The sequence below is a fragment of the Cystobacter fuscus genome (genome assembly GCF_044360685.1).
GTDB lineage: Bacteria > Myxococcota > Myxococcia > Myxococcales > Myxococcaceae > Cystobacter > Cystobacter fuscus_C.
In genome coordinates this window covers 11594296-11616967 of sequence record NZ_CP043491.1, presented here as the reverse complement: position 1 = coordinate 11616967, position 22672 = coordinate 11594296, and the positions used below count along the sequence as shown (strand labels likewise).

The 22672-nt window shown below is 70.3% G+C and carries 23 protein-coding genes; 12 read left to right on the top strand and 11 right to left on the bottom strand.

Annotated elements, in window-relative coordinates; translation table 11 throughout:
- Positions 1-132 precede the first annotated feature (132 nt).
- The 4 genes from F0U63_RS47600 to F0U63_RS47585 all read left to right on the top strand — a co-directional run bounded on the left by F0U63_RS47600 (position 133) and on the right by F0U63_RS47585 (position 4917).
- On the top strand, positions 133-2070 hold the full coding sequence (locus F0U63_RS47600; protein ID WP_395841934.1) for an ATP-binding protein: 1938 nt from the start codon (positions 133-135) through the stop codon (positions 2068-2070).
- 156 nt (positions 2071-2226) lie between these two features.
- Positions 2227-3738 (top strand): response regulator, encoded by a 1512-nt coding sequence (locus F0U63_RS47595; protein WP_395848538.1) that lies wholly within the window; start codon positions 2227-2229, stop codon positions 3736-3738.
- A gap of 64 nt (positions 3739-3802) precedes the next feature.
- Positions 3803-4162 (top strand): type II secretion system protein GspG, encoded by a 360-nt coding sequence (locus F0U63_RS47590; RefSeq protein WP_395841932.1) that lies wholly within the window; start codon positions 3803-3805, stop codon positions 4160-4162.
- A gap of 176 nt (positions 4163-4338) precedes the next feature.
- A complete protein-coding gene (locus F0U63_RS47585) occupies positions 4339-4917 on the top strand; it encodes a Fis family transcriptional regulator (RefSeq protein WP_395841930.1) in 579 nt (192 codons plus the stop codon).
- A 26-nt stretch (positions 4918-4943) separates the two neighbouring features.
- Here F0U63_RS47585 and F0U63_RS47580 read toward each other — a convergent pair whose 3' ends face one another.
- Both F0U63_RS47580 and F0U63_RS47575 read right to left on the bottom strand, forming a co-directional pair.
- The gene (locus F0U63_RS47580) at positions 4944-5429 is read right to left on the bottom strand and encodes a hypothetical protein (RefSeq protein WP_395841928.1); all 486 of its coding nucleotides are present in this window, start codon (positions 5427-5429) and stop codon (positions 4944-4946) included.
- Positions 5430-5560: 131 nt separating this feature from the next.
- Entirely contained in the window at positions 5561-6232 is a 672-nt protein-coding gene (locus F0U63_RS47575; RefSeq protein ID WP_395841926.1) for an SCO family protein, read from the bottom strand.
- 234 nt (positions 6233-6466) lie between these two features.
- Here F0U63_RS47575 and F0U63_RS47570 point away from each other — a divergent pair, with 234 nt between their 5' ends.
- The 5 genes from F0U63_RS47570 (at position 6467) to F0U63_RS47550 (ending at position 12801) form a co-directional block, all read left to right on the top strand.
- Positions 6467-9379 (top strand): ATP-binding protein, encoded by a 2913-nt coding sequence (locus F0U63_RS47570; RefSeq protein WP_395841924.1) that lies wholly within the window; start codon positions 6467-6469, stop codon positions 9377-9379.
- 158 nt (positions 9380-9537) lie between these two features.
- Positions 9538-10122, top strand: coding sequence for a DUF4136 domain-containing protein (locus F0U63_RS47565; protein WP_395841922.1), 585 nt, complete (start codon positions 9538-9540; stop codon positions 10120-10122).
- Positions 10123-10152: 30 nt separating this feature from the next.
- Positions 10153-10899, top strand: coding sequence for a double-CXXCG motif protein (locus F0U63_RS47560; RefSeq protein WP_395841920.1), 747 nt, complete (start codon positions 10153-10155; stop codon positions 10897-10899).
- Positions 10900-11020: 121 nt separating this feature from the next.
- Complete coding sequence (locus tag F0U63_RS47555; protein ID WP_395841918.1) at positions 11021-12124, top strand: LysM peptidoglycan-binding domain-containing protein; 1104 nt, start codon at positions 11021-11023, stop codon at positions 12122-12124.
- 251 nt (positions 12125-12375) lie between these two features.
- The gene (locus tag F0U63_RS47550; RefSeq protein WP_395841916.1) at positions 12376-12801 is read left to right on the top strand and encodes a nuclear transport factor 2 family protein; all 426 of its coding nucleotides are present in this window, start codon (positions 12376-12378) and stop codon (positions 12799-12801) included.
- On the opposite strand, the gene F0U63_RS47545 is transcribed toward F0U63_RS47550, so the two are convergent.
- The 7 genes from F0U63_RS47545 to F0U63_RS47515 form a co-directional block, all read right to left on the bottom strand.
- The gene (locus F0U63_RS47545; RefSeq protein ID WP_395841548.1) at positions 12798-13379 is read right to left on the bottom strand and encodes a transposase; all 582 of its coding nucleotides are present in this window, start codon (positions 13377-13379) and stop codon (positions 12798-12800) included. The two genes, F0U63_RS47550 and F0U63_RS47545, sit on opposite strands and share 4 nt — an antisense overlap.
- 46 nt (positions 13380-13425) lie before the next feature.
- Positions 13426-13893 (bottom strand): helix-turn-helix domain-containing protein, encoded by a 468-nt coding sequence (locus F0U63_RS47540; RefSeq protein WP_395848531.1) that lies wholly within the window; start codon positions 13891-13893, stop codon positions 13426-13428.
- Positions 13894-13948: 55 nt separating this feature from the next.
- A complete protein-coding gene (locus F0U63_RS47535; protein WP_395841914.1) occupies positions 13949-15061 on the bottom strand; it encodes an ArsA family ATPase in 1113 nt (370 codons plus the stop codon).
- Positions 15058-16017 (bottom strand): ArsA-related P-loop ATPase, encoded by a 960-nt coding sequence (locus tag F0U63_RS47530; protein WP_395848537.1) that lies wholly within the window; start codon positions 16015-16017, stop codon positions 15058-15060. The genes F0U63_RS47535 and F0U63_RS47530 overlap by 4 nt, the downstream gene beginning before the upstream one ends.
- Before the next feature lie 117 nt (positions 16018-16134).
- A complete protein-coding gene (locus F0U63_RS47525; RefSeq protein WP_395841912.1) occupies positions 16135-16818 on the bottom strand; it encodes a hypothetical protein in 684 nt (227 codons plus the stop codon).
- Positions 16819-16905: 87 nt separating this feature from the next.
- On the bottom strand, positions 16906-17277 hold the full coding sequence (locus F0U63_RS47520; protein ID WP_395841910.1) for a hypothetical protein: 372 nt from the start codon (positions 17275-17277) through the stop codon (positions 16906-16908).
- Between the two features lie 363 nt (positions 17278-17640).
- On the bottom strand, positions 17641-18012 hold the full coding sequence (locus F0U63_RS47515; protein ID WP_395841908.1) for a hypothetical protein: 372 nt from the start codon (positions 18010-18012) through the stop codon (positions 17641-17643).
- A gap of 524 nt (positions 18013-18536) precedes the next feature.
- Here F0U63_RS47515 and F0U63_RS47510 point away from each other — a divergent pair.
- The 3 genes from F0U63_RS47510 (at position 18537) to F0U63_RS47500 (ending at position 20828) form a co-directional block, all read left to right on the top strand.
- The gene (locus tag F0U63_RS47510; RefSeq protein WP_395841906.1) at positions 18537-19400 is read left to right on the top strand and encodes a hypothetical protein; all 864 of its coding nucleotides are present in this window, start codon (positions 18537-18539) and stop codon (positions 19398-19400) included.
- A gap of 72 nt (positions 19401-19472) precedes the next feature.
- Positions 19473-20306: a hypothetical protein gene (locus tag F0U63_RS47505; protein ID WP_395841904.1), complete on the top strand. Its 834-nt coding sequence runs from the start codon at positions 19473-19475 to the stop codon at positions 20304-20306.
- Positions 20307-20318: 12 nt separating this feature from the next.
- Positions 20319-20828 carry a hypothetical protein gene (locus F0U63_RS47500; RefSeq protein WP_395841902.1) on the top strand — a complete coding sequence of 170 codons (510 nt, stop codon included), beginning with the start codon at positions 20319-20321 and terminating at the stop codon, positions 20826-20828.
- Between the two features lie 22 nt (positions 20829-20850).
- Here the strand turns inward: F0U63_RS47500 and F0U63_RS47495 are convergent, their stop codons facing one another.
- On the bottom strand, positions 20851-21474 hold the full coding sequence (locus F0U63_RS47495) for a class II aldolase/adducin family protein (RefSeq protein WP_395848536.1): 624 nt from the start codon (positions 21472-21474) through the stop codon (positions 20851-20853).
- 32 nt (positions 21475-21506) lie between these two features.
- Positions 21507-22622 (bottom strand): S-methyl-5-thioribose-1-phosphate isomerase, encoded by a 1116-nt coding sequence (gene mtnA, locus F0U63_RS47490; RefSeq protein ID WP_395841900.1) that lies wholly within the window; start codon positions 22620-22622, stop codon positions 21507-21509.
- Between the last annotated feature and the right edge of the window lie 50 nt (positions 22623-22672).

Here is a 22672-nt window from a genome sequence, read left to right as displayed (position 1 = left end):
AGGATGTGGACACAGGCCCCCGAGGTGAGCATCCAGGGGAAGACGTTCGGAGTCGAGGCGGGTAGGCAATCGCCGCGAGTCATGAAAAGCTATCCGCTCGCCCGATGGAGTTCCGGGCGGGGGGGGGTGGGCATGCAAGTGCCCCAAGACAACTTCATGACGTTCGTGGATCGCATGTCTCATGCGTTGGATCAGCCCGTGGGTGCTCGCTCGGCCACGGGGACGTTGCGGGAGCTGGTACGCAGCGCCGCGGACGCGGTGCACGTGGCTCAAGTCCAGGCGGAGGCGGCCTCGCTGCGGCTGAGCGTGCTCGCCGAAGCGGGGAGGCTGCTGTCCGGTCCGCTCGGGTGGGAGGAGGCGGTGGCCGCGGTGGCGCAGCTCGCGGTGGGAGGCTTCGCCGACTGGTGCGCGGTGGACTTCCTCGACGAGCACGGCGCCCTCAGGCGGCTCACCGCGCGGCACGCGCACGTGGAGCGCTCTCCGTGCACCGGGTGCCTCGAGGCCTTCACTCCCGAGCGCGTGCGCCCCTCGGCCATCACCGAGGTGGTGCGCACCGGCTGTCCCCTGCTCGTCACCGGGCTCGGCGTCCCGGGGGCGCGGGCGCTCGCGCCGGAGGCCGGGGGCGGCGAGGCTGGTGGTTCGTTCCTCGTCGTCCCCCTGGCGGCGCGCCATCACACCCTGGGCGCCATGTCCTTCGTGCGCGGGCCCGAGCGCGAGCCCTTCGGCGAGGCGGAGCGCATCCTCACCGAGGACCTGGCGTCGCGCGTGGGCCTGGCGATCGACCATGCGCGGCTGTTGCGCGAGTCGCGCGCCGCCGAGGCCGAGTCGCGCCGCCACGCCGCGCGCCTGCGCATCCTCGTGGAGGTGGATCGGCTCCTCGCCCAGGCGGGCCTGGAGCTGCCGGCGGTGCTGGACGTCATCGCCCACAAGGTGTCCGAGGTCATCGGCGATGGGTGTGTGCTCCAGCTCATCCGCGAGGAGGACTCCACCCTGGAGCCCGTTGCCCTCCACCACCCCGAGCCCGAGGCGCGCTGGTTGCTCGCGAGCACGGTGCACGCGCGCCGACAGCGCTCGGGCGAGGGGCTGCACGGGGGCGTCGTGCTGGGGGGCCACTCGGTGTTGCTGCCGGACATCGACGCGGAGGCGGCGCGCGCCTCGGAGGGCCTGACGGAGTACGTGCCCTACCTGGAGCGCTACGGGGCCCAGAGCCTGCTCGTGGTGCCCCTGCGTGCCCAGGGACGGGTGGTCGGCACCCTCGGGGTGGTGCGCGACGTGGCCGGGGGCAGCCGGCCCTACACCGAGGAGGATCGGCTGCTCTTGCAGAGCCTCGGCGAGCGCGCGGCCCTGGCCATCGTCGGCGCGCGGCTGTACGGCGCGGCCACCGAGGCGGTGCGGCTGCGCGATGACTTCCTCTCCGTGGCCGGACACGAGCTGAAGACGCCCCTGTGCGCGCTGCGGCTGCAGATCCAGATGCTCGCGCGCCTCACGCGCGGCGAGGCCGCCGCGCCAGACGTCGCCGAGCGCGTGGCGAAGGCCGAGCGCGCCAGCGAGCGGCTGGGGGTGCTGGTGGACGAGCTGCTCGACGTGGGCCGCATCTCCTCCGGGCGGCTCCTGCTCGAGCGCGAGGAGTTGGACCTGGCACAGCTCACGCGCGAGGTGCTCGGGCGCATGTCCGAGGCGTTCTCGCGCTCGGGCAGCGAGGTGCGCTTCCTCACGGACGGCGTCCCGACGGGCCGGTGGGATCGGATGCGCCTGGAGCAGGTGCTCGTCAACCTGCTGTCCAACGCGGTCAAGTACGGCCGCGGCCAGCCCGTGGAGGTGCGGGTGGAGGACGGCGGCGCGAAGGGCGTGCGGCTCGTGGTGAAGGACCACGGCATCGGCATCGCGCCCGAGGACCGGGTGCGCATCTTCGAGCGCTTCGAGCGGGCGGTGCAGGACCAGCGCTACCAGGGGCTCGGCCTGGGGTTGTGGATCACCCGGGAGATCGTCGACGCCCACGGGGGCTCCATCCAGGTGCACGGCGCGCCGGGCGAGGGCTCCACCTTCACGGTGACGCTACCGCGCGGGTAGCCCCGGGCCGTTTTCCGCTGGCCGCCCGGAGGCTGGGCGGCCGGGGGGGCGCTTCTCCGGGGTATTTCGAGGGGCCGGTGCTGGGGTACGCTGTGGGCCTTGGAATCACCCCTCACCAAGGTGGAGAGCCCGTTGACCCGTCCTTCCCTGGACAACGTGCCGGCCCCCGAGCGCCCCGACCCCCACCCCGCGGTTCGCGCGGACAGCCCGCTTTTCGGCGAGCTGCTGCTCAAGCTCGGCATCGTCACGCCCAAGCAGATCGAGGAGGCCCTGTCGCTGCAGGCCCTCAACGGCCAGCGCCTGGGCGAGGCCCTCATCTCCCTGGGCTACGTCACGCGCGAGCAGATCCAGGAGGCCCTGGGCGAGGCGCTCGGCCTGAACCACGCGCCCCCGGGCTTCCTTCCCATCCACCCCCCGCTGGGCGAGGTGCTGGTGGGGCTCAAGTACCTCACCCTGTCCCAGCTCGACGAGGCGCTCACGCTCCAGCGCCGCTCGGGCCGCAAGCTGGGGGAGATCCTCGTCGAGCACGGCTATTGCTCCTATAAGCAGCTCTACGAGGGACTGGCCCTGCAGGGCCGGGTCGCCGGCCGCCAGGAGTCCTCGGCGCGCGCCCAGCCCGAGGCGGGGCACCACCGCGTCATGGTGGTGGATGACAGCCCGCTCGCGTGCGCCTTCGTGCAGGACGGGCTCGTGTCGCTCGGCTACGAGGTGGTGTGCTTCCAGGATCCGTACGAGGCGCTGGAGCAGGTGAACAAGGTGCAGCCGGCCATCGTCCTGAGTGACCTGGACATGCCGGGGCTGGACGGCATGGAGCTGTGCCGGCGGCTGAAGGAAGGCCCCACGCGGGCCATGCCCGTCATCATCCTCACCGCCAACGACAACGACGCCGAGCGCGTGAGCGGCCTGCGCGCGGGCGCCGACGACTACGTGAACAAGTCGGCCTCCATGGACGAGCTGGCCGCGCGGATTGAAAGCGTCATGCGCCGCACGGGCGAGACGGAGCGCATCCGCAAGCTCTTCGCCCGCTACACCTCCGACGCCGTGGTGGAGGAGATCCTCAAGAGCCCGGACGCGGTGGTGCTCACGGGCGAGAAGCGCGAGGTGACGACGCTCTTCGCCGACATCCGCAACTTCACGGGGCTCGCCGACAACCTTCCCCCCGAGCAGACGGTGGGCGTGCTCAACCAGGTGCTCGGCGGCCTGTCCGACGCGGTGCTCACGTGTGGGGGCACCCTGGACAAGTTCCTCGGGGACGGGCTCATGGCCGTGTTCGGCGCGCCGGTGTTCCGCCCGGACGATGCCCTGCGCGCGCTCCAGTGCGCCAAGATGATGATGGCCTTCATGGTGGACCTGCGCCGGCGCGCCGAGGCCGAGTGGGCCACCACGCGCGAGGGCCGGCCGCTCAAGCTCGAGCTGGGCATCGGCATCAACACGGGCGCGGCGGTGGCGGGCAACATCGGCGGCGCGGTGCGCACCGAGTACACCTGCATCGGCGACGCGGTGAACGTGGCCGCCCGGCTGTGCGCGCTCGCCGGGCCGGGGGAGATCCTGGTGGGGGAGCGCACCGTGGCGGTGCTGCCCGGCCATGAGTCCAGCTTCGAGGAGCTGCCACCCGTGCGGCTCAAGGGCAAGCCCCATCCGGTGCCGCTCTTCCGCGCCCTGTGGTAGGTGCCGGAGGGTGAATGCCCCCTCGAGTCAAACGCCTGGGACGCCCCCCCGCCGCGTCCACCCCATGATTCCCTTCCTGCTGCTGGCGCCGGTGCTCATCGGCCTGTCCGTGTGGCTCGGGCTGCGCGGCAAGACGGACCCGGGGGTCGCCCAGACCCACGCGGACTTCGCCCGCATCACCGCCGCGCTCGAGGCCTACCGCACCGAGCATGGCTCCATCCCCGAGGAGGGCGACCTGTCCTTCCTCGTGCCCAAGTACCTGCCCGAGGTGCCGGTGAACCCCTGGGGCCACCCGTACGCCTACGCGAGCAACGGCCAGCGGCCCTTCCTCCAGTCCTACGGCGCCGATGGGGTGCGCGGGGGCAATGGCCCCAACGAGGATCATACCAGTCACGACGGCCACTCGGCCTTCCTGCCACGTTAGTCATGGCATGGGGTGGTCCGGGGTGACCCAGTGGGTTGGTTGGACTGGCTCCGCCGCCCCGCCCCACCGCACCGGAGAGGCCGGTTTTTCGGCTCGTCAGCCCTTGCAAGTGTTCCACGGGGAACCCGTTTTGCGCTAATCTTTGCCCAGAGCCGTCATGACGAGGAGGGCTACCTGTGGCATCGCAAGGCTACGGCGAAGAGGAACTACTGACGAATCGTGCTTCGGTGCTCGTGAGTGGCGGGACGGAGGATGAGCGGCGGACGTGGGCCTCGGTGGCGGCGCGAAACTTCCTCCACGAGGGGGCGCTCCTGGAGGTGCGCCAGAACGAGCAGCTTGCCGAGGCGCTCAAGAAGACGCGCGGCGTGGTGTTCATCCCCGACGTGGCCCGGCTGAACTTCGTCACCCAGGGGCTGCTCGTGCGCTGCCTCCAGACGCAGGAGGAGCGGCCCAAGTTCATCGTCGGGCTGTCCGGCGGCGTGGAGCCGGCGCGCGGCAAGGGCACCCTGCGCGAGGACCTGCTCTACCGGCTGCACCGCGCCCACGTGGACATGTCCGCCGAGGGCATGCGCGAGCGCATGGTGCAGCGCCGCGCCCAGCTCGCCGCGGATGACCTGGCCCGCAAGGCCGAAGCCGAGCGGCTCGCCGCCGAGAAGGCCGCCCAGATGAAGGCCTCGGGGGTGTCCGTCAAGAGCGCGCGCCTGCAGAGCCGCTCGCTGTCCCGGACCGCCTCCCCCAAGGTCACCCGCGGCTGAGTCCACCCGCGTGGGAAGCTCCCCCGTCAGTGGTCGTGGGTGTGCTTCTGGCCCCGCTTGGCCTTGAAGCCCCCCGCCGGGGCCGTGGCCCGCTTGGGCGCCGTGGCCGTCGTCGTCTTGCGGCCCTGCGTCCTCGCCCGGGTGGACTCGGGGCTCGCCTCGACCGTCACCTCGAGCGGGTGACGCGCCGGCCGCGCCTGTTTGATGCGCTGCTCCACCGCCCGCGCCTCATCCATGATGAGCTCCGCGGTGGCCCGCGTCTCCGCGCGCAGCTCGCTCAGCTCGGCGTCGGACTCGTCCCGGCCCGCGTCGCTCCGCTCGTCCGAGGCGCGCTGGGCGGGGCGCTCGTCCTCGTCCTGCTCCTCGTATTGGGCCAGCTTCTCCTGGAGTTGCTCGATGGCCTTCGTCGCCACGGCGGCACCTTCGGCGAGGTAGTGGACGCCCTGGACGCCCGCCTTGACCGCCACGTGCCTCAGCTTGCCCACCAGCTGATCCCTGTAGTTGTTCAACATGTGCGTCCCCCTTTGGAATGGCTGCCCGGCCAAGCTATGCACGGGGGACGGGATTGGAAGCAGTGCGTCACCCACATGACGCCCGCTCGCCCGGCTGGTATGGCCTTCCGGGAGTTTTCCAGCACTCGCGCCTATTCGACGCCGCGCACCAGGCGCTCGGCGTCGCGGGTGAGCCGCTCCACCGTGTCGTCGTCCTCGCTGTCGTAGTAGCCGCGGATCTCCCCCGTGGCGTCCACCAGCACGAAGTGCGAGCCGTGGAAGATGCCGGGGATGTCGTTCTCGTCCTCGCTGTTGCGGCCCATGGCGATCTTGAAGCCGCCGACGACGGTCTCCTGCAGCCGCGTGTAGTCCCCAGTGAGGAAGCTCCAGCGCGAGGGGTCCGCGCCATAGCGGGCGGCGTAGGCGGTGAGGCGCTCGGGGGTGTCGTACTTGGGGTCCACCGAGAAGGACACGAGCGCGAGCTTCGGGCCGAAGTCCGCCGTGCGCTTCTGCAACCGCGCCATCTTCCCGGTGAAGACGGGGCAGATGGTGGGGCAGCGGGTGAAGATGAAGTTGGCCACGAAGGGCCGGCCGAGCAGCTCGGCGCGGCCGAAGGGCTGGCCGTCCTGACGCGTGAAGGTGAAGTCCGGCAGCGTGCCCAGGCGCTGCAGGGGCTGGGCGCGCGGCCACACGAACGCCACGCCCAGCAGCACGAGACACAGGGCGCCCGCGGCCACGGGCAGCCAGGGCCGGCGGGCCGGAGCGGTGGGGAGGGAGGACGAGGGCTCGGCGGCGGTGGACGGAGACGGAGGGGACATGGACATGGGGGTGCGGCCCGACTGCTAACGGATGCCTTCCCGGGGCACAAGGCCTCGTCCGGAGAGGCCGCTTCCCCGCCCCCCGGACAACTTCAGGTGGACGAGGTGTTTGCTACTCCCACCTCGGAGCGGCCTGCGCTCAACACTCGGCCCCCGGGCCGGGGCACGTGCCCCCGCGCTCTGCTAACCAGGGGCTCCCGTCCAGGAACGCCCGTCATGCCCATCCACGAGCCGTCCAGAATGGCCCTCGGCGGCCTCGCGCGCCCCGTCCCCGAGGAGCGAGCGGTGCTGCTCGATGGTGTCACCGATGGCATCCTCGTGGTGGACGGGCAGTGGCGGCTGTCGTGGTGCAACGCCGTGCTCGAGCGGCTGCTGGGGCGCTCGCGCGAGGCGCTGCTGGGGCGGGTGCTGTGGGAGGGGCTCGCGGAGCTGGCCGACAGCGGCTTCGCCCCGGCGTGGCGCCGCGCCATGGCCACGCGCGTGCCCGTGGTGCTCGAGGACTTCCTCGCCCCGGCGGGCATGTGGCTGGAGTCGCGGGCGCTGCCCTCGGGCGACGGGCTGGCCCTCTTCGTGCGCGACGTGACGGAGCGGCGCCAGGTGGAGGACGAGCGGGTGCGGCTGCTCGCCGCGGAGAGCGAGGCGCGCCTGACCATCGAGGGCGAGCGCGCCCGCTTCCAGGACATGTTGATGCTGGGCCCCACCGCGGTGTGTCTCACCCGGGGCCCCGAGCACCGCTTCATCTTCTCCAACCTCCTGCACCGCCGCCTGCATGGCAACCGCGAGCTGGTGGGGCTGCCGGTGCGCGAGGCCCTGCCGGAGCTGGTGGGCCAGGGCCTGCTCGAGGTGATGGACCGGGTGTACGTGTCGGGCAGCACCTACGTGGGGCGCGCCCGGCCGCTCAAGCTCACGCGCGAGCCGGGCCAGCTTCCCGAGGAGCTGTTCTTCGACATCGCCTGCCACCCCCAGCGCGACGCCGCGGAGCGGGTGGAGGGCCTGGCCATCTTCGCCTATGACGTGACGGACCTGGTGCGCTCGCGCCGCACCGCCGAGGCCCTGGCACGCGACCTGGGGCACAGCGAGGAGCGCTTCCGCTCGCTCGTGACGGCCACCATGGACATCACCTGGGTGACGCCGCCCTCGGGCGAGTTCGTCGAGGACCAGCCGGACTGGCGCGCCTTCACGGGCCAGACGCGCGAGGCGCTGCTGGGCTGGGGCTGGCTGGACGCGGTGCACCCGGAGGATCGCGAGGCCACCGCGCGGATGTGGAACCAGTGCCTGTCCGCGGGCTCACCCTTCCTCCACGAGTACCGGCTGCGGCGCCAGGATGGGGCGTATCGCGACATGCTGGTGCGCGCGGTGCCGGTGCGCGAGCCGGATGGCACGGTGCGCGAGTGGGTGGGCTCGCACCGGGACGTGACGCGCCAGCGCCAGGGCGAGGCCGCGCTGGAGCGCCTGCTCGCGCGCGAGCAGCACCATGCCGCGCAGCTCCAGGGCCTGGCCAGCGCCGCGCTCGTCATCAGCGAGGCGGACTCCATCGGTCACATGCTCAAGGCCATCACCGGGCAGGCGCGCGAGGTGATTGGCGCCCACCAGGCCCTCACCAGCCTCGTGCTGGAGGGCGATTGGGCGCGCGCGAGCACCGCCGTGTCGCTGTCGGACCGGTACGCGGCGTGGCGCGAGGAGGAGGCACGGCTGGATGGCACGGGCATCTACTCGTGGGTGTGCCGGCTCAACCTGCCCATGCGGCTGACGCAGGCGGAGCTGGAGGCGCACCCCGAGTGGCGGGGCTCGGGCCGGCAGACGCACCTGCCGCCCCTGCGCGGCTGGCTGGGCGCTCCGCTGGTGGGGCGGGATGGGAAGAACCTCGGCTTCATCCAACTGTCCGACCGGTACGAGGGCGACTTCAGCGCCGAGGACGAGGCCATCCTCGTGCAGCTCGCGCGCATGGCCTCGGTGGCCATCGAGAACACGCGGCTGATGGCGGAGACGCAGGCGGCCAACCGCGCCAAGGACGAGTTCCTCGCGGTGATGAGCCACGAGCTGCGCACGCCCCTCACCGCGGTGCTCGGCTGGACGCAGATGCTGCGCGGCCGCCAGGGCGATGCGCGCGCGGTGGACAAGGGGCTCGGCGTCATCGAGCGCAACGCGCGCGCGCTCGCGCAGCTGATTGAAGACGTGCTGGACGTCTCGCGCATCATCACCGGCAAGCTCACGCTGCACAGGAAGGGCGTGGAGTGGGTGGGCGTGGTGCAGGCGGCGGTGGAGGTGGTGCGCTCGCACGCGGAGCAGAAGGGGGTGTCGCTCGCGCTCGAGGTGGACGTGGGCGCCACGGGCGCGGCGCTGCTGGTGGGTGACCCCGGGCGCCTGCAGCAGGTGTGCTGGAACCTGCTGGTGAACGCGGTGAAGTTCACCCCGGCCGGCGGGCACGTGCGCGTGCGGGTGGCGCGCGGCGAGCGCGAGGTGAGCCTCCAGGTGACGGACACCGGCAAGGGCATCCGCGCGGACTTCCTGCCGCACCTCTTCGAGCGCTTCTGGCAGGCGGACGGCTCGGCCACGCGCGAGCATGGGGGCCTCGGGCTGGGGCTGGCCATCGTGCACCACCTGGTGGGGCTGCACGGCGGGAGCGTGAGGGCGGAGAGCCCGGGCGAGGGCCGGGGCGCCACCTTCACGGTGACGCTGCCGGTGCCGGCGGTGCTGCCCGAGGTGCGCGCCGAGGCCCTGCCGGGCGTGGAGGCGGCGCCGGCGGTGAATCTCGACGGGGTGCACGTGCTCCTGGTGGAGGACGCGCCGGACGCGCGCGAGCTCATCGCGATGATGCTGCGCGAGCGCGGCGCGCGGGTGGACACCGCGAGCATGGCGGCCGAGGCGATGGCGCGCCTGGAGGAGTCGCTGCCGGACGTGCTGGTGTCGGACATCGGCCTGCCGGGCGAGGACGGGCACTCGCTCTTGCGGCGGGTGCGCACGTGGGCCGAGGCGAGGGATCAGTGGGTGCCGGCCATCGCGCTCACGGCCTACGCGGGCGCGGAGGACGCGCGGCGGGCCTACCGCGCGGGCTTCCAGGTGCACATGGCCAAGCCGCTGGAGCCCGTGGCGCTCATCGAGGCGGTGGCCCGGCTCGCCGGCCGCGACGCCGTGGGGGCCCAGACGGGGTGAGCCCGTCCGCATCGTTCTCCCGGTCAATGTCCTCCCTGAGGGGGCGAGCAGCCAGCCAGGGCCGGGGTGGTGTCGCGCGCCCGCGGGGCTCCCGGGCACGCGGGATGACTACCCTTCCCACACACGAGCACACCCGTGGTGCGCTGAAGGAGAACGACATGTCCTTGTCCTCGCGTTTGGCTGGAGCGGTGTTGGTGTCGGCGCTCGCCGCCTGTTCGGGAATCCAGACCCGGACGAACTTCGACCCTGGCGCCGTGCAGGTGCTCGAGAGCTACCGCACCTATTCCTGGCTGCCCATGACGGAGGGCGCGGACACGCGCATCTACAACTCCATCATCCAGTCCCGGGTCCGGCTGGCGGTGGATCGGGAGTTGGCCGAGCGCGGCTACCGCCTGGTGGATGCGAACCAGAATCCGGACTTCAAGCTGGGCTGGCACGGCGCCATCGACAAGCGGGTGGACGTGGACGTCATCAACAACTTCTACGGCTACCGGTGGGATCCCTGGTTCGACCCGTTCTTCGGCCCGGTGGCGTATGGCGGCGCGGGGGCGCCCACGGCCACCGTGCGTGAGTACCGCGAGGGCACGCTCATCCTCGACGTGGTGGACTCGAAGTCCAACAACCTCGTCTGGCGCGGCACGGCCGAGACCACCCTGGCCGACAACATGAGCGCCAAGAAGAGCCAGAAGCTCATCAACACCGCCGTCGAGAAGATCCTCAAGGACTTCCCGCCCGAGAAGTAGCGGGTGGGGAACGGCTAGACTCCGCGGTCCATGTGGAGTCTGGGACGATTCTGGGGTGTGATGACGAGGTTCTACGAACTGCGTGCACCCAGGGATTCTCAGTACACCGGCGACCTCTCCGCCCGTCATAAGTGGGGGAGCCTGCCCGGGCTGCGCTGTCCTGAATGTGGCGCGACCTGGGCGGGGGGAATGGCGGCGTACCCGAGCGTGGATCTGTCCGCTTGGGACGAACGGGGTTTGTACGCCAGGCCCAGGCCCGAATCCTTCGACGAGTTCGTTCGGTTGTGTTCGCTGGTTCGGCCCTTCCTGCCCGTTGGCGCGCGGTTGCGTCCAGGAACCCGGTTGGGTCCGCTGGTGGGCACTGCCGAGGGAACCTTTGGCTCCTTCTTCCTGCACTCCCCCGGACTGAACCTGATTCGCCGCGAGGCGCTGGATCGCCTGCGGGCAGAGGGCGTGCGGGGACTGCATGGGGTACACGCGGAACTGGTGTTCCAACAGCCGGCGCCACCAGAACTGGTGGAGTTGGAGCTCTTTCCTCGGGGTCGGCTGCATCCCGCGTGCACTCCAGAGCGGCCTCCCGCGTGTCCCAAATGTGGCCGGGATTCCTTTCCCTTCCCGGACGAGCCCATCCTGGAGGGGGGCTCACTCCCCACCGACGTGGATCTGTTCCTGTTGAGCGATTTCGAGACGATCCGCATCGCCACCGGCCGGTTCGTGGACGCGGTGCGTCGCCTGAACCTGGACGACGTCGACATCCGCGAGGTCTCCGTGCTGTGAATCCAGGGGGTTGCGCGGCCAGGGGGAAAAATCCCAGGCTCCAAGCAACTGTTTCTCGGCCGTTGCGAGAATAGGAGAAAGCTTCCCCACCTTTCCCCCTTCTTCCGCACGGAGCCCCCCCATGAGCACCTACTCTGTCCGTAGCGGCGACACCCTCTCGGCCATCGCCCAGCGCTACCACACCACGGTCGGCGCGCTCGCCCAGGCCAACGGCATCAAGAACCCCAACCTCATCCTGGCGGGCCAGAAGCTCACGGTCCCCGGCGGGGGAAGTGCTCCCAGCGCCGGCGCCGGCAGCTACACCGTGCGCTCCGGAGACACCCTCAGCGGCATCGCCCAGCGCCACGGCACCACGGTGAGCGCGCTCGCCCAGGCCAACGGCATCAGGAACCCCGACTTCATCCAGGTGGGTCAGAAGCTCTCCATCCCCGGCAAGGGTGGCGCGAGCGCTCCCTCCGCGCCCGCCTCCGGCGGCAGCTACACCGTGCGCTCCGGGGACACGCTCAGTGGCATCGCCCAGCGCTACGGCACCACGGTGAGCGCGCTCGCCCAGGCCAACGGCATCTCCAACCCCAACCTCATCCAGGTGGGCCAGAAGCTGCGCGTGCCCGCGGGCGACCACTACCAGCCCGCCCCCAGCAAGCCCTCCACGGGCGGCGCCGGCCCCGTCACCGGCCCGGGCAACGAGCCCGGCTCCAAGGGCGGCGTGTCGCTCGCGCAGCTGCGCCGCATCATGCCCAACCTCTCCCAGGCCAAGGCCGAGCAGTACCTGCCCCACGTCAACCGCGCCATGGCCGAGGCCGGCATCAACACCCCCAAGCGCCAGGCCGCCTTCCTCGCGCAGCTCGCCCACGAGAGCGGTGAGTTCCGCTACATGGAGGAGATCGCCTCGGGCGCCGCCTACGAGGGCCGCCGCGATCTCGGCAACACCCAGCCGGGCGATGGCGTGCGCTTCAAGGGCCGCGGCCCCATCCAGCTCACCGGCCGCAGCAACTACCGCGCCGCCGGTCAGGCACTCGGCATCGATCTGGAGAACAACCCCAAGCGCGCCGCGGATCCGGACGTGGGCTTCCGCACCGCCGCCTGGTTCTGGAACAGCCGCAACCTCAACCAGTACGCCGACGCGGGCAACTTCCGCGAGGTCACCCGCCGCATCAACGGCGGCTACAACGGCCTGGCCTCGCGCGAGGCCTACTACCAGCGCGCGCTCGACGTGCTCGGCTGACACCCTTTGCCCCCCCTGGACCGACCCTGCTCCGGGAGACAGGGTTGAGCTCCCTTGGACCGCGGCGCCCCTACGGGCCGCGGTCCTTGCTTTTGCGGGCTCCCCTGGCCCCGGGCTCGCTCCGGGACGAGGCGGCCCCCACGCCCTCCGCTCGCGGGGCAGCCGGGCGGCCGGTGGACCCGGCAGGGCGTGCGCGTCGTGCTCACCGTCGAGGAACAGGACCCTCACACCCAGACGGAGCGGGAGACCCCATGACGATGGAACGAGCACGGCGTTTCGCGGAGGCGTTGACGCGGTTGGAGGAGACGGGCGAGATGGAGGCGCTGCTGGAGCTCTTCGGCGAGGACGCCCAGGTGAGCAACGTGGTCTCCCACCGCACCTTCCACGGCAAGGACGGCGCCCGGGACTTCTGGACCGAGTACAAGGGCATGCTGCAACAGGTGAAGTCCACCTTCCGCAACATGATCGAATCCGGGGACCGGGTGGCGCTCGAGTGGGAGTCCAACGGCACCGCGCACAACGGCGCGGCGGTGAGCTACGAGGGCGTGTCCATCATCGAGTGGGATGGCGAGTGCATCTCGCGCTTCTACGCGTACTTCGATCCGCGCGTGCTGGGCATGGAGCTGAGCCGGGGCAACGCGCAGCGCTCGGAGGTGCCCGCCACCACGCCCGCCTAAGTAGGTCGCCAGAAGTTCTCTAACAAATCGCGCAGCCAGAAGCCTTCGGCGAGGCAGCCCGCCTTGCGGAGGGCTTCCTGGGCAGAGAGGCCCAGTACCCATTGGATGGCGGCGTCGACGTGCTGCTCCACGGTAGGGTACTGGCGATTGGCCGATACGAGCTGCTTGAGTGGACGCCACAAGTGGTCCATGCAGTTGAGCTCCGAGTGCTGCTTGGGCAGCAGGAGCAGATGGATACCGAGGCGGCAGGCCAGCTGCTGGGACTTCTGGGCGGTGTGGCAGCTGGCCCTGTCGAGCACCAAGAGCAGCGGGCGGCCGGGGTAGGCGGCGCGCAGCGTGCGCAGAAAGGCCATGAAGTCCTCCTGCCGGCTGCGCCTGGTGGCCATGACGACACGCCTGCCGGTGCGCGGGTTGATGGCGCCCCAGAGCGTGCGCTTGGCATTTTCACCTGTAATGGGCACCACTGCCTGCTGACCGACAGGAGCCCATACGGCGCGCAGCGGTGGAAACCAGCGCAGCACCGTGCTGTCCATGACGAGCAGCACCGCACGGGGGAACTGGCGTTTGAGGCGCTTCAAACGGCGGACAAGGCCCCCTTTTTCTGCCCTGGATGGGGCGCCGCCGTCACGTACACATACCGGGGTCGCTTCCACGCCAGCCCCGCCTCGTGCAGTCGGCGACGCAGCGTGCGGGGGATACCTCGAAGCCCTGCCTCTGCAAGTGCGAGCGGAGCAGCGGCACCGTCCAGCCATGGCTCGCCCAGCCAGCCCTCTCTGGACTGCTGCGCACTACTCGACGCAGGCGCCTGCTGGTGAGGCGCGGGGCTTTTCTGGGCCGGCCTGAGCGCGGGGCATCCAACAGCGCTGATGGAGTGCGTGCTGCAAGGTAGCGCTCAAGCCAGAAGTAGACCGCTGGTCGACTCAGGGCTGCCAGGTGCGCGACCTCACCCGGGCCCTTGCCCTCGGCGATGAGCTTGATGGCCAGAAGACGACGGAAGTAGCGGGCGTCGCGCGCCTGCCGCAACGCCCGCTCCAGCTTCCGCCTGTCGTATGCTGTCAGCCCCAGTTCGGCAGGGCTCCTTGCCGGTCGCATGCTCCAGAAGCTGTGCATGCGGCCGGAATTTGTCTCGGAACTTCTGGCGACCTACTTAGCCCATGGCGAGCGCGTCGCCCAGGCGCACGAGGCCCCCGAAGTCCTCCAGCTCGCCCCCGGACTCGGGGGCGGCCACCGCCACCGCGCCCGCGGGCAGCTTCTCCGCGAGCCGCTGCAACAGGCCCCGGTGCACCTCGGCCCGGGCACGCTCCTGCTCGGCCAGGCGGATGAGCGCCTCCACTCCGCCGCGCGCGGTGTCGTCCTCCACGTGCCGCAACAGCCCCTCGGGCGGCAAGAGTCCGTCCTCGCGCGCCCAGCTCCGGTTGAGCACGTAGCCCGCGAAGGGCAGCCCCTTCTCGTGGAGCATGTCCCGGAAGAAGGCCGCCTCGTCCAGCGAGGCCTGCTCCGGTGACGTCACCAGCAGGAAGGCCGCGTCCTTGGCCGACAGCCGCTCGCGCAGCCGGTCCGCGCGCAGCCGGATGCCCGCGAACAGCCCGCTGAAGGCCCCCAGGAAGGCGCGCATCTCCTGGGTGAAGCCCTCGCCGAAGATGCTCCCCAGCACGTTGCCCAGCAGCTGCGACGTCTTGCGCCACAGCCTCCCCCCGCGCCCCTTCTCCTCCGGCAGGAAGAGCGACACGATGCGATCATCCAGGAAGCGCGCCAGCCGTCCCGGGGCCTCCAGGAAGTCCAGCGCGTGGCGGCTCGGGGGCGTGTCCAGCACCACCAGGTCGTACTTCCCCTCGTCGAGGAAGTGATCCAACGCCTCGGCCGCGGCGTACTCCTGCATGCCCGCCACCAGGTCCGACAGGAAGCGGTAGAGCCGGTTGTCGAGGATGGTGCGCGCCGCCTCGGGCGTGGGCGACAGCCGGTGCACGAAGCGCTCGAAGACGACGCGTGGATCCAACATCCACACGTCCAGCTGGCCCGTGCCCGGCGTGCCCCCGGCATACAGCCGCTCGGGGGGAATGGTGGTGGGCTCGGCGCCGCCCTCCTTCAGGCCCATGGCCTCGGCGAGCCGCCGCGCGGGGTCGATGGTGAGCACCAGCACCTTGCTGCCCGAGCGCGCCGCCGCCACGCCCAGCGCCGCCGCCGTCGTCGTCTTGCCCACGCCGCCCGCGCCACACAGCACGAGGACGCGCTTGTCACGCAGCAGGGATTGCAGGCTCATGGCTGGGCTCCGGCGCTCTCGCGCGAGACAGGGGTCGAGGGCGGACGGGCGAGGTGTTTGGCGAGCTGCTCCACCAGGGCGCTCTCCGTGGCGGGCAGGTCCGGCAGGGTGAGCAGCGGGGCGGGGAAGTTCGTCTCCAGCCGGCTCTGCGCGGCGCGCGCCCGATCCAGGCGGCCCAGCGCGCGCTGACCCCGGTGCGGCCCGTGCGCCTCGAGCAGCCGCTTCACCGCGTCACGCCCGTCCGGCGAGAAGGGATTGTCCGGCATGCGGTTGAGCACCCCCGCGGCGAGCGGAATGCCGTGGTTCTTGATGGCGCTGGCCAGCTCCAGCGTCTCGCTCACGGGCAGGGGCTCGGGCAGGGTGACGAGCACCGTGCCGGTGAGGGCCGGGTCCCTCAAGAGCGTGAGCCCCTCGCGCACCGAGCGCCCGATGGGGCCGCCGGGCATGACGGACAAGAGCGTGTCGGGCAGCGCCGCGAGCGCGAGCGCGTGGCCCGTGGCCGGCAAGTCGAGGATGCACAGCGGGTGCTGCGCCTGGCCATCCGGCCGCGAGAGCCGGATGAGGTGGAGCATCTGATAGAGCACGCCCATCTCCCGCAGGGCGGGGGCGGCTTCCAGGAAGCGGCGCAGGGCGCGCATGCGCATGGCCGCGTCCGCCATGACCTTCAAGGGGAGGATGTCCTGGAGGAAGAGGCGCTGGCCCTCGATGGCCGACAGGCGCACGAAGGACAGGCGCTCGGACACGGGGGTGACGTTGGCACCGGAGGGGCGCGCGCCCACGAGCTCCGCCAGGGGCGAGGGGCTGTCCGTCTCGGAGCCACCCAGCTCGACTTCCGCGAGCAGCACCCGCTTGCCGGCGTTCACCGCCGCGCGCGCGAGCGCCGCCGCGACGGTCGTCTTGCCCACGCCGCCCTTGCCCGAGACGAGCAACGCCCGTCGTTCCCACAATGCGTCCACCAAGGCCGTCGCCCCTCTAGGAGATAGCGTGAGGGGTGGGAGTCTGAACGACCCACCCCCCTGGCGACAAGGGCGGCGCGCGAAACCGGTTCACCGCCGGGCACGCGGGAACGTCGGTTAGTGTACGGCCCAGCGAGCGGCGATCTCCTCGCAGGCATGGCGCACGTCGCACAGGCGGCGCGTACGGGCGCGGGGGGCCGAGTAGGCCCGGCCGGCGAACACGTCCACCACGAGCATCCGCCGGGCGTCCAGCGGACCGAGCGGCGCGAGGTGCTGCTCGGCGAAGGCGCTCAGCAGCGTGGCGATGTACTGCCCGGAGCGCTCGTCCAGCGGGTGGTGCTTGGAGAAGTAGAGCTTGAGCAGGCCGACCTGGTTGTTGCCGTGCGCGTCCACCGCCTGGAGCACGACCTGGGGCCGCACCTGGATGCTCACGCCGGCCACCTCGAGCGGGGGCGGCGTGTCGCCCACCGTGGTGGCGATGAGGCCGCCGAGCCCCAGGCCCGGGTGCAGCTGGCGGTAGTGCTCGAGGGCCTCGATGCACGACTGGGCGCGGTGCGCGTCGTACTCGGACTCGAAGACGGTGGTGGCGAGCCGGTGCTGGTGGCGGCGCAGGATGGACTCGTCCTGGCCGTGGCAGAGGAAATCGGTGATGGCGTGGGCGGCGTCGGGGTAGCGCAGGTAGCGCGGATCCGGGGGATTCTTCTGGGTGTGGATGAGCTGCTTGCGCAGCGCGGGTGCCGCCGTGAGGTAGCGCCCCAGCTTGCTCTCCGAGACGTGGGGTGACTCCGTGCGTCCGTTCATGATCGGCCTCCCTGATGCGTCGTGCATGAGAGGAAGAATACAGGGGGGGTCTGACAAGGAACGGACACCCGGAGCGTGCGGTTTTCGTCAGCGCGTGGGGTAGAGATCCACGCGCACGTGGGTGTCTCCATCCACGTAGAAGTGGCCGCTGGCCTCGTAGGAGACGTAGCCGGAATAATCGATGGCCTCGATGTGGAAGTCGTAGTCGCCCGGGTAGAAGTCGTAGAGCGTGACGCCGTCGTAGCCATTGGAGTTGCAGCGGTAGTAGCCGCGGTTCTCGAGCGACTCGCCGGGGATGGTGATGTGCACGTCCCTGACCTCGCCATCGCGGGCGCAGCTGTAGCCGTCGAAGGTCCAGGTGAAGGTCACGTCTCCGGGGACGGGCTCCGTGTAGACACACGCGGACGTCAGGCCCAGGGACAGCACGGCGAAGCTCGAAGCGAGGTTCTTCAGGTTCATGAGGGACTCACGGGCTGGGGAGGAACCGGTCTATTCCATCTGCCACGGCGTGATCGCTCAAGGTGTGCGAGAGGTGATTTGGCCACAATCGCCAGAATGGGCACCACCGCCCCGAGTGTGGGCCACGTGACGCCCGCTGTTGGGAGACCCTGATGCTGGCGGTCAGGTGTTCCCGGTGTATGCGGCGCGGAGGTCTTTCATGGTCAGGTACATCCGCTCACCGTAGCCCTTGCCCCGCACACGAGCGTCACGCGCGAGGCGAGCGATGATGATCGCTGGGACGGGGTAGTTGGGCAGGCGCTTGCCGATGTTGGGACGGTGGGCGGGATGCATCAACCAGGCCCGCCGCGCGGGGTTGGCCAACTACGGCTGGGAGCGGCGCCGTTTACGGGCAAGCGCCCGGAGCGCGGGGGTTGGCGCCGCGGGCGCCTCAAGCCTGGCCGCCACCTTGTCGAAGTCCCCATCCGGCAGGACGATTTCCGCTGGGTCCCTGTGCGCGGCCTGTTCCATATGCGTGAGCAAAGGAGTGCTGAACTCCCGCACGGTCCCCTGTGGAGTGGGAGGCAGGAAGGCGAGTCTGGCCCCCTTCTTGGCCTCTGAGGCGGCCTTCGCGAAGAGGCTGAGGGCCTCCTGAACCACCGCGCTCTTGTCGACGCCGAGTTCCTCGCTCAAGCGAGTGAGTTCCCTCATCGTGATGGTCGGCAACGAAGCCTGCAGACGTTCGGTCTGTGGCATGGCGGGACTCCAATTTCCTCGTCTTCACTCGGGAGGATGCGAGTTGCAGCTCCTGTCGGCCTGAGTACCGACTTCGGAGTTACTCAGTTCGTACTCATTCAACAGTAAAGATTCCATCAGTGCTCCGCAAGCAGGGTGCTCTGAAGCAACCCGGTTCCGGGATTCGCCCGAGGGGAGGAATGCAGGTTTCGCGACAGCGCCGCTCTACGCCACGCCGCGAGAAGGAAGCGAGGAGCAGGGGCCCAGATGGTACGGAAGCAGCACCGAAGGTGGCTGGGGCCATCCATCAGCGCGTGAGTGCTCAAGAGACGCACCTGCACCAGAGTGGGCAACCGCTCCGAGTGTGGGCCACGTGACGCCCGTGCGTTGGGGGAGAGGTACCTCTGAGTGAAGATGTCAGGCTCCTCCCCATGCCACGAGCCGCGCGTTTTTGGGCGGGGTTGCTCCTGCTGAGCCTGGTGACGGGATGCGTCTCCTTTCCGGGTGAGCGGATGCGCCTTGCTCACCTCCCGGCCACTCTGGCCATGAGCAACGAGTCCTGCCCCGAGGACGTGTCCACGGGCCCCGTTGTGCATGGTTACAACGTACCGGGTCGGAATTCAGACTCCGAGATGCCGTGGAAGTTCTTCCTCGGTCACGCCGCACATCGGCTGATCGCCTATATCTACGGAGTGAACCACCCTCGCAACCGGGTCTTCTACAACAAGGATACGCTCGTCGGTATCCTGCGAGGGGAGCGACTCGGCGACCCGTCTCGGCTCCTTCCCCACGAGCGCAGCCTTCGCCCAGACATCACCGATGTCACCATCCGCTCCGTGTTCGAGATCAAGCCCTGGAATGAAAAAGGACTCCAGGAAGGGCAGCAGGAGTCCATGGCCTATGTGGCCGCGCTGAACCGCGCCGTGGCCTCGGTGAAGAGCTTCTCTGAAGGGAGGGACTTTCACGGGGAGAGCCTGATTCGTTTCGCTCAGGGCCAATTCATCTGGCGCCTGGAGTGGCGGACTGTTGTGCCGGGAGTGGTCCAATACCGATGGACCCGCGGCCAGCAGCGTTTCGCCTCGCAAGAAGAGGCGTACCGGGCAGGACAATGGGTGGACATCACCGAGCAGGAGATGCAGCAATACGGTGGGTGGGTCGCTCAGGCTGTCGACGGGATGGTTGACCGGCGAGAGCGTCTGGCCGGCTTCAGTGGGGCGGTGGGTGTGGCCATCGACATCATCGGGGGCATCGCGGTCGGAGCCTTCTCTGGATTCATCTCCAGTGGGGCCGGAGCCGAAAGGCCCTCGGCGCGGCCTCCCGGCCAGGGTGGTGGACAAGTTGTTCCCTTTCCTTCACGAAGTACACCCGCCGTGGCTCCGGCTCTCAGGCCTACCGGCTCGGGACCGTGAGGAGGTGGACCCAGGTGCGCTTCCTCCTGGGTCGCTTCCTCGAGGGACACCGGATTTGATAGCACCCACGCCATGAACTTCGAGTCGCCCTCCCTTCTGCAACTGCCTTCCTTCCTTCGAGGTCCCTACCTCGCGGTCAGCGGAATGGCTCGGCAGGAAGGCGAACGGTGCGCCGCGCAGTACCTGCGAGAGGGCTCCTTTCCCACTCCTCGTGAATTGAGTGCGGTGCCTCATGGCGAGGTGGTGGTGGTTCACGAGGTGGCCGACCTCCAGCGGGAGCGTCCCGCCTGGAGGCTGTACCTGCTCTCGAACGTGCTGGAGGGCTTGTGCGAGGCCCTGGACTGGCGGAACGCATTCCAGGTGAGCGACCTCTACGAGGCCTTCTGCCGGGAGACTCCTTGGGGCGCGCTCCACGCGGCGGTTGCGCAAGAGGCCCCCAGGAGCACGGAGCGAACCGCGCTCCGTCTGTGCTCGGTCCTGCGCTTCTGGGAGCCGCTCCAGTCCGCACGCTATCTCTACAAGAGCCTCGGTGCCGTGCTCACGCTGGAGGGGCTGCTGGAAGCCTCCCTCGATTGGGCCCTCCAGGCCTGGTGCCCGATTGAAGACGGCCCGCTCCGCACCCGTCTGGAAATGGCCGCGGAGCGCATGGCTCGAGCGACCCGTGAAGACAGTGAGGAAGTCCTCGTCCGTGAAGTGCCCCGGGCTCTTCCCCACGCGAAGGGGCTGAAGCATCGGGGCCGGCTGGCGGATCCCTCCTTCGTGCGTCAGCGTGTCGCCGCGCTCGACCCGGCGTCCTTCGAGCGGATGTCCGGCGCCTGCACATCGGACCTGTTGGAGAAGTTGTACGACTGGGATCGGGAACTCGACCACACGATGAGCGGGAAGACCGCCCGCGCTTCGGACTAGAACGGGGCCGTCATGAACTTCTCCGAATTTTGCCTCGAGTTCATCGAAGGCGTTCGCGGCGCGGGCCGCAAAGGCGGGGTGGTGGCGGTCCTGTTCGGTGCCGTCATCCTGGCCGGGGGTCTGTCTTTCGCGCGAGAGGTGATGGACGATCGCCACCACTACCGCGGCCGGGATGTTGAAGCCGAACTGGCCGCGATCGGAATCATCCTCGGCGCCGGAAGCATCCTGGGAGGGCTGTCGCTCCTCATCACGGGAGGCTCCTCGCGCGGAGCGACCGCGCACCGCGAAACCCCGAGCGATCCCCTCGACTCCGTCCCGCTGCCCTACTCGCTCTGCCTCCAGTGTCCTCGCGTCGTGAAGCGCTGGAACGTCCAGGCGTGCCCCGGCTGTGGAGGCGATCTGGTGGACATAAAGAGCGAGGAGGACGAGCAATGGGCACGAGAGACGCTGGCGGCCCGGCTCCGTCCGGCTGCCCGTTGCCCCTCCCGGAAGGTCTCGAGGGCGCCAGGGCGCGGGCGCTGATGAAGCGCCCGTGCTTCCCGGATCAACCGCCGTGCGCGGGCTGCTGGCCGTATGTCTTGAACTTCTCCAGCACCCGTTGCATCTCCGCGGGCTCCAGGAGCACGGGCTCGCCCACCTGGAGCGCGCGCCAGTACATGGCCGCGAGCGTCTCCACCTCCACCGCCAGTTTGAACGCCCCCGCCAGCGTGGCCCCCAGCGCCACCATGCCGTGGTTGGCCATCAGGCACGCCAGCCGGCCCTCCAGCGCCACCAGCACGTGCCGCGACAGCTCCTCGGTGCCGAACGTGGCGTAGTCCGCGCATCGGATGTCCTCGCCCCCCGCGCGCGTCACCATGTAGTGGAAGGCCGGAATGGGCCGGCGCAGGCACGCCAGGCTCGTGCTGAACATGGAATGCGCGTGCAGCACGCCCCCCACCTCGGGCCGCGTGGCGAGGATGTCCCGGTGGATGCGCCACTCGCTGGACGGCTCCCGGTTCCCCTCGTACGAGCCATCCATCCGCATCCGCACCAGGTCCCCCGGCACGAGCGTGTCGTAGTCCATCCCCGAGGGCGTGAGCAGGAAGCCGCCCTCCACCCGCGCGCTCAGATTGCCACTGGTGCCCTGGTTGAGCCCCGTGGCGTTCATCCGGCGGCCCGTGGCGATCATCTCCTCGCGCAGCGCGCGCTCGTCCGGCGCGCTCACGTGCCCGTTCTCCCGACGAGCTCGTGCCGCTCGGGAAAGAGCGACAGCAGCCCCTCGCGCGTGGCCGGGCACACGCCTCGCTCGGTGACGAGCGCCGTGACGAGCCGCGCGGGCGTCACGTCGAAGCCGTAGTTGGCCACTGGGCTGCCCTCGGGCGTCACCCGCACCGTCACCACCTCGCCCGAGGCGAGCCGTCCACTCACGTCCGTCAGCTCGCGCCCATCGCGCTGCTCGATGGGGATGTCGCGCACGCCGTCCTCCAGCGTCCAGTCGATGGTCGGCGAGGGCAGCGCCACGTAGAAGGGCACCCCGTTGTCCCTGGCCGCCAGCGCCTTGAGGTAGGTGCCAATCTTGTTCGCCACGTCCCCCCGCGCCGTGGTGCGGTCCGTGCCGACGATGCACAGGTCCACCTCGCCGTGTTGCATGAGATGGCCGCCCACGTTGTCGGCGATGACGGTGTGGGGCACGCCGTGCTGGCCCAGCTCCCACGCCGTCAGGCTCGCGCCCTGGTTGCGCGGCCGCGTCTCGTCCACCCAGACGTGCACCGGCAGGCCCTCGTCCCGCGCGAGGTACAGCGGCGCGAGCGCCGTGCCCCAGTCCACCGTGGCCAGCCACCCCGCGTTGCAGTGCGTGAGCACGTTCACCCGGCCCTGGCGGCCCTTGCGCTCCCACGCCTCCCGGATGAGCGTGAGCCCGTGCTTCCCGATGGCGTGGTTGATGGCCACGTCCTCGTCACACAGCGCGGCAGCGTGCGCCCAGGCGGCGGCCACCCGCTCCGAGGGCGGCAGGGGTTGCAACGCACGGCGCATCCCATCGAGCGCCCACTTCAGGTTGACCGCCGTCGGCCGGGTGGCCTGCAGGAGCGCGCACGCCCGCTCGAGTGCCCCGTCCGAGGTGTCCACCCGCAGCGCGAGGCACACCCCGTAGGCCGCCGTGGCTCCAATGAGCGGCGCCCCGCGCACCTGCATGGAGCGGATGGCATGGGCCGCCTCCTCGAGCGTCGTGAGCCGCAGCGTCACGAACGCATGGGGCAGGCGCGTCTGGTCGATGATGCCCACCGAGCCATCCGGCTCGGTCCAGATGCTGCGCATGGCTTTTCCGTGGACCTTCATGGGGCGCTCCCGTGGGGGGACAAACCCCCTCATCATGCCCCGGAGGCGGG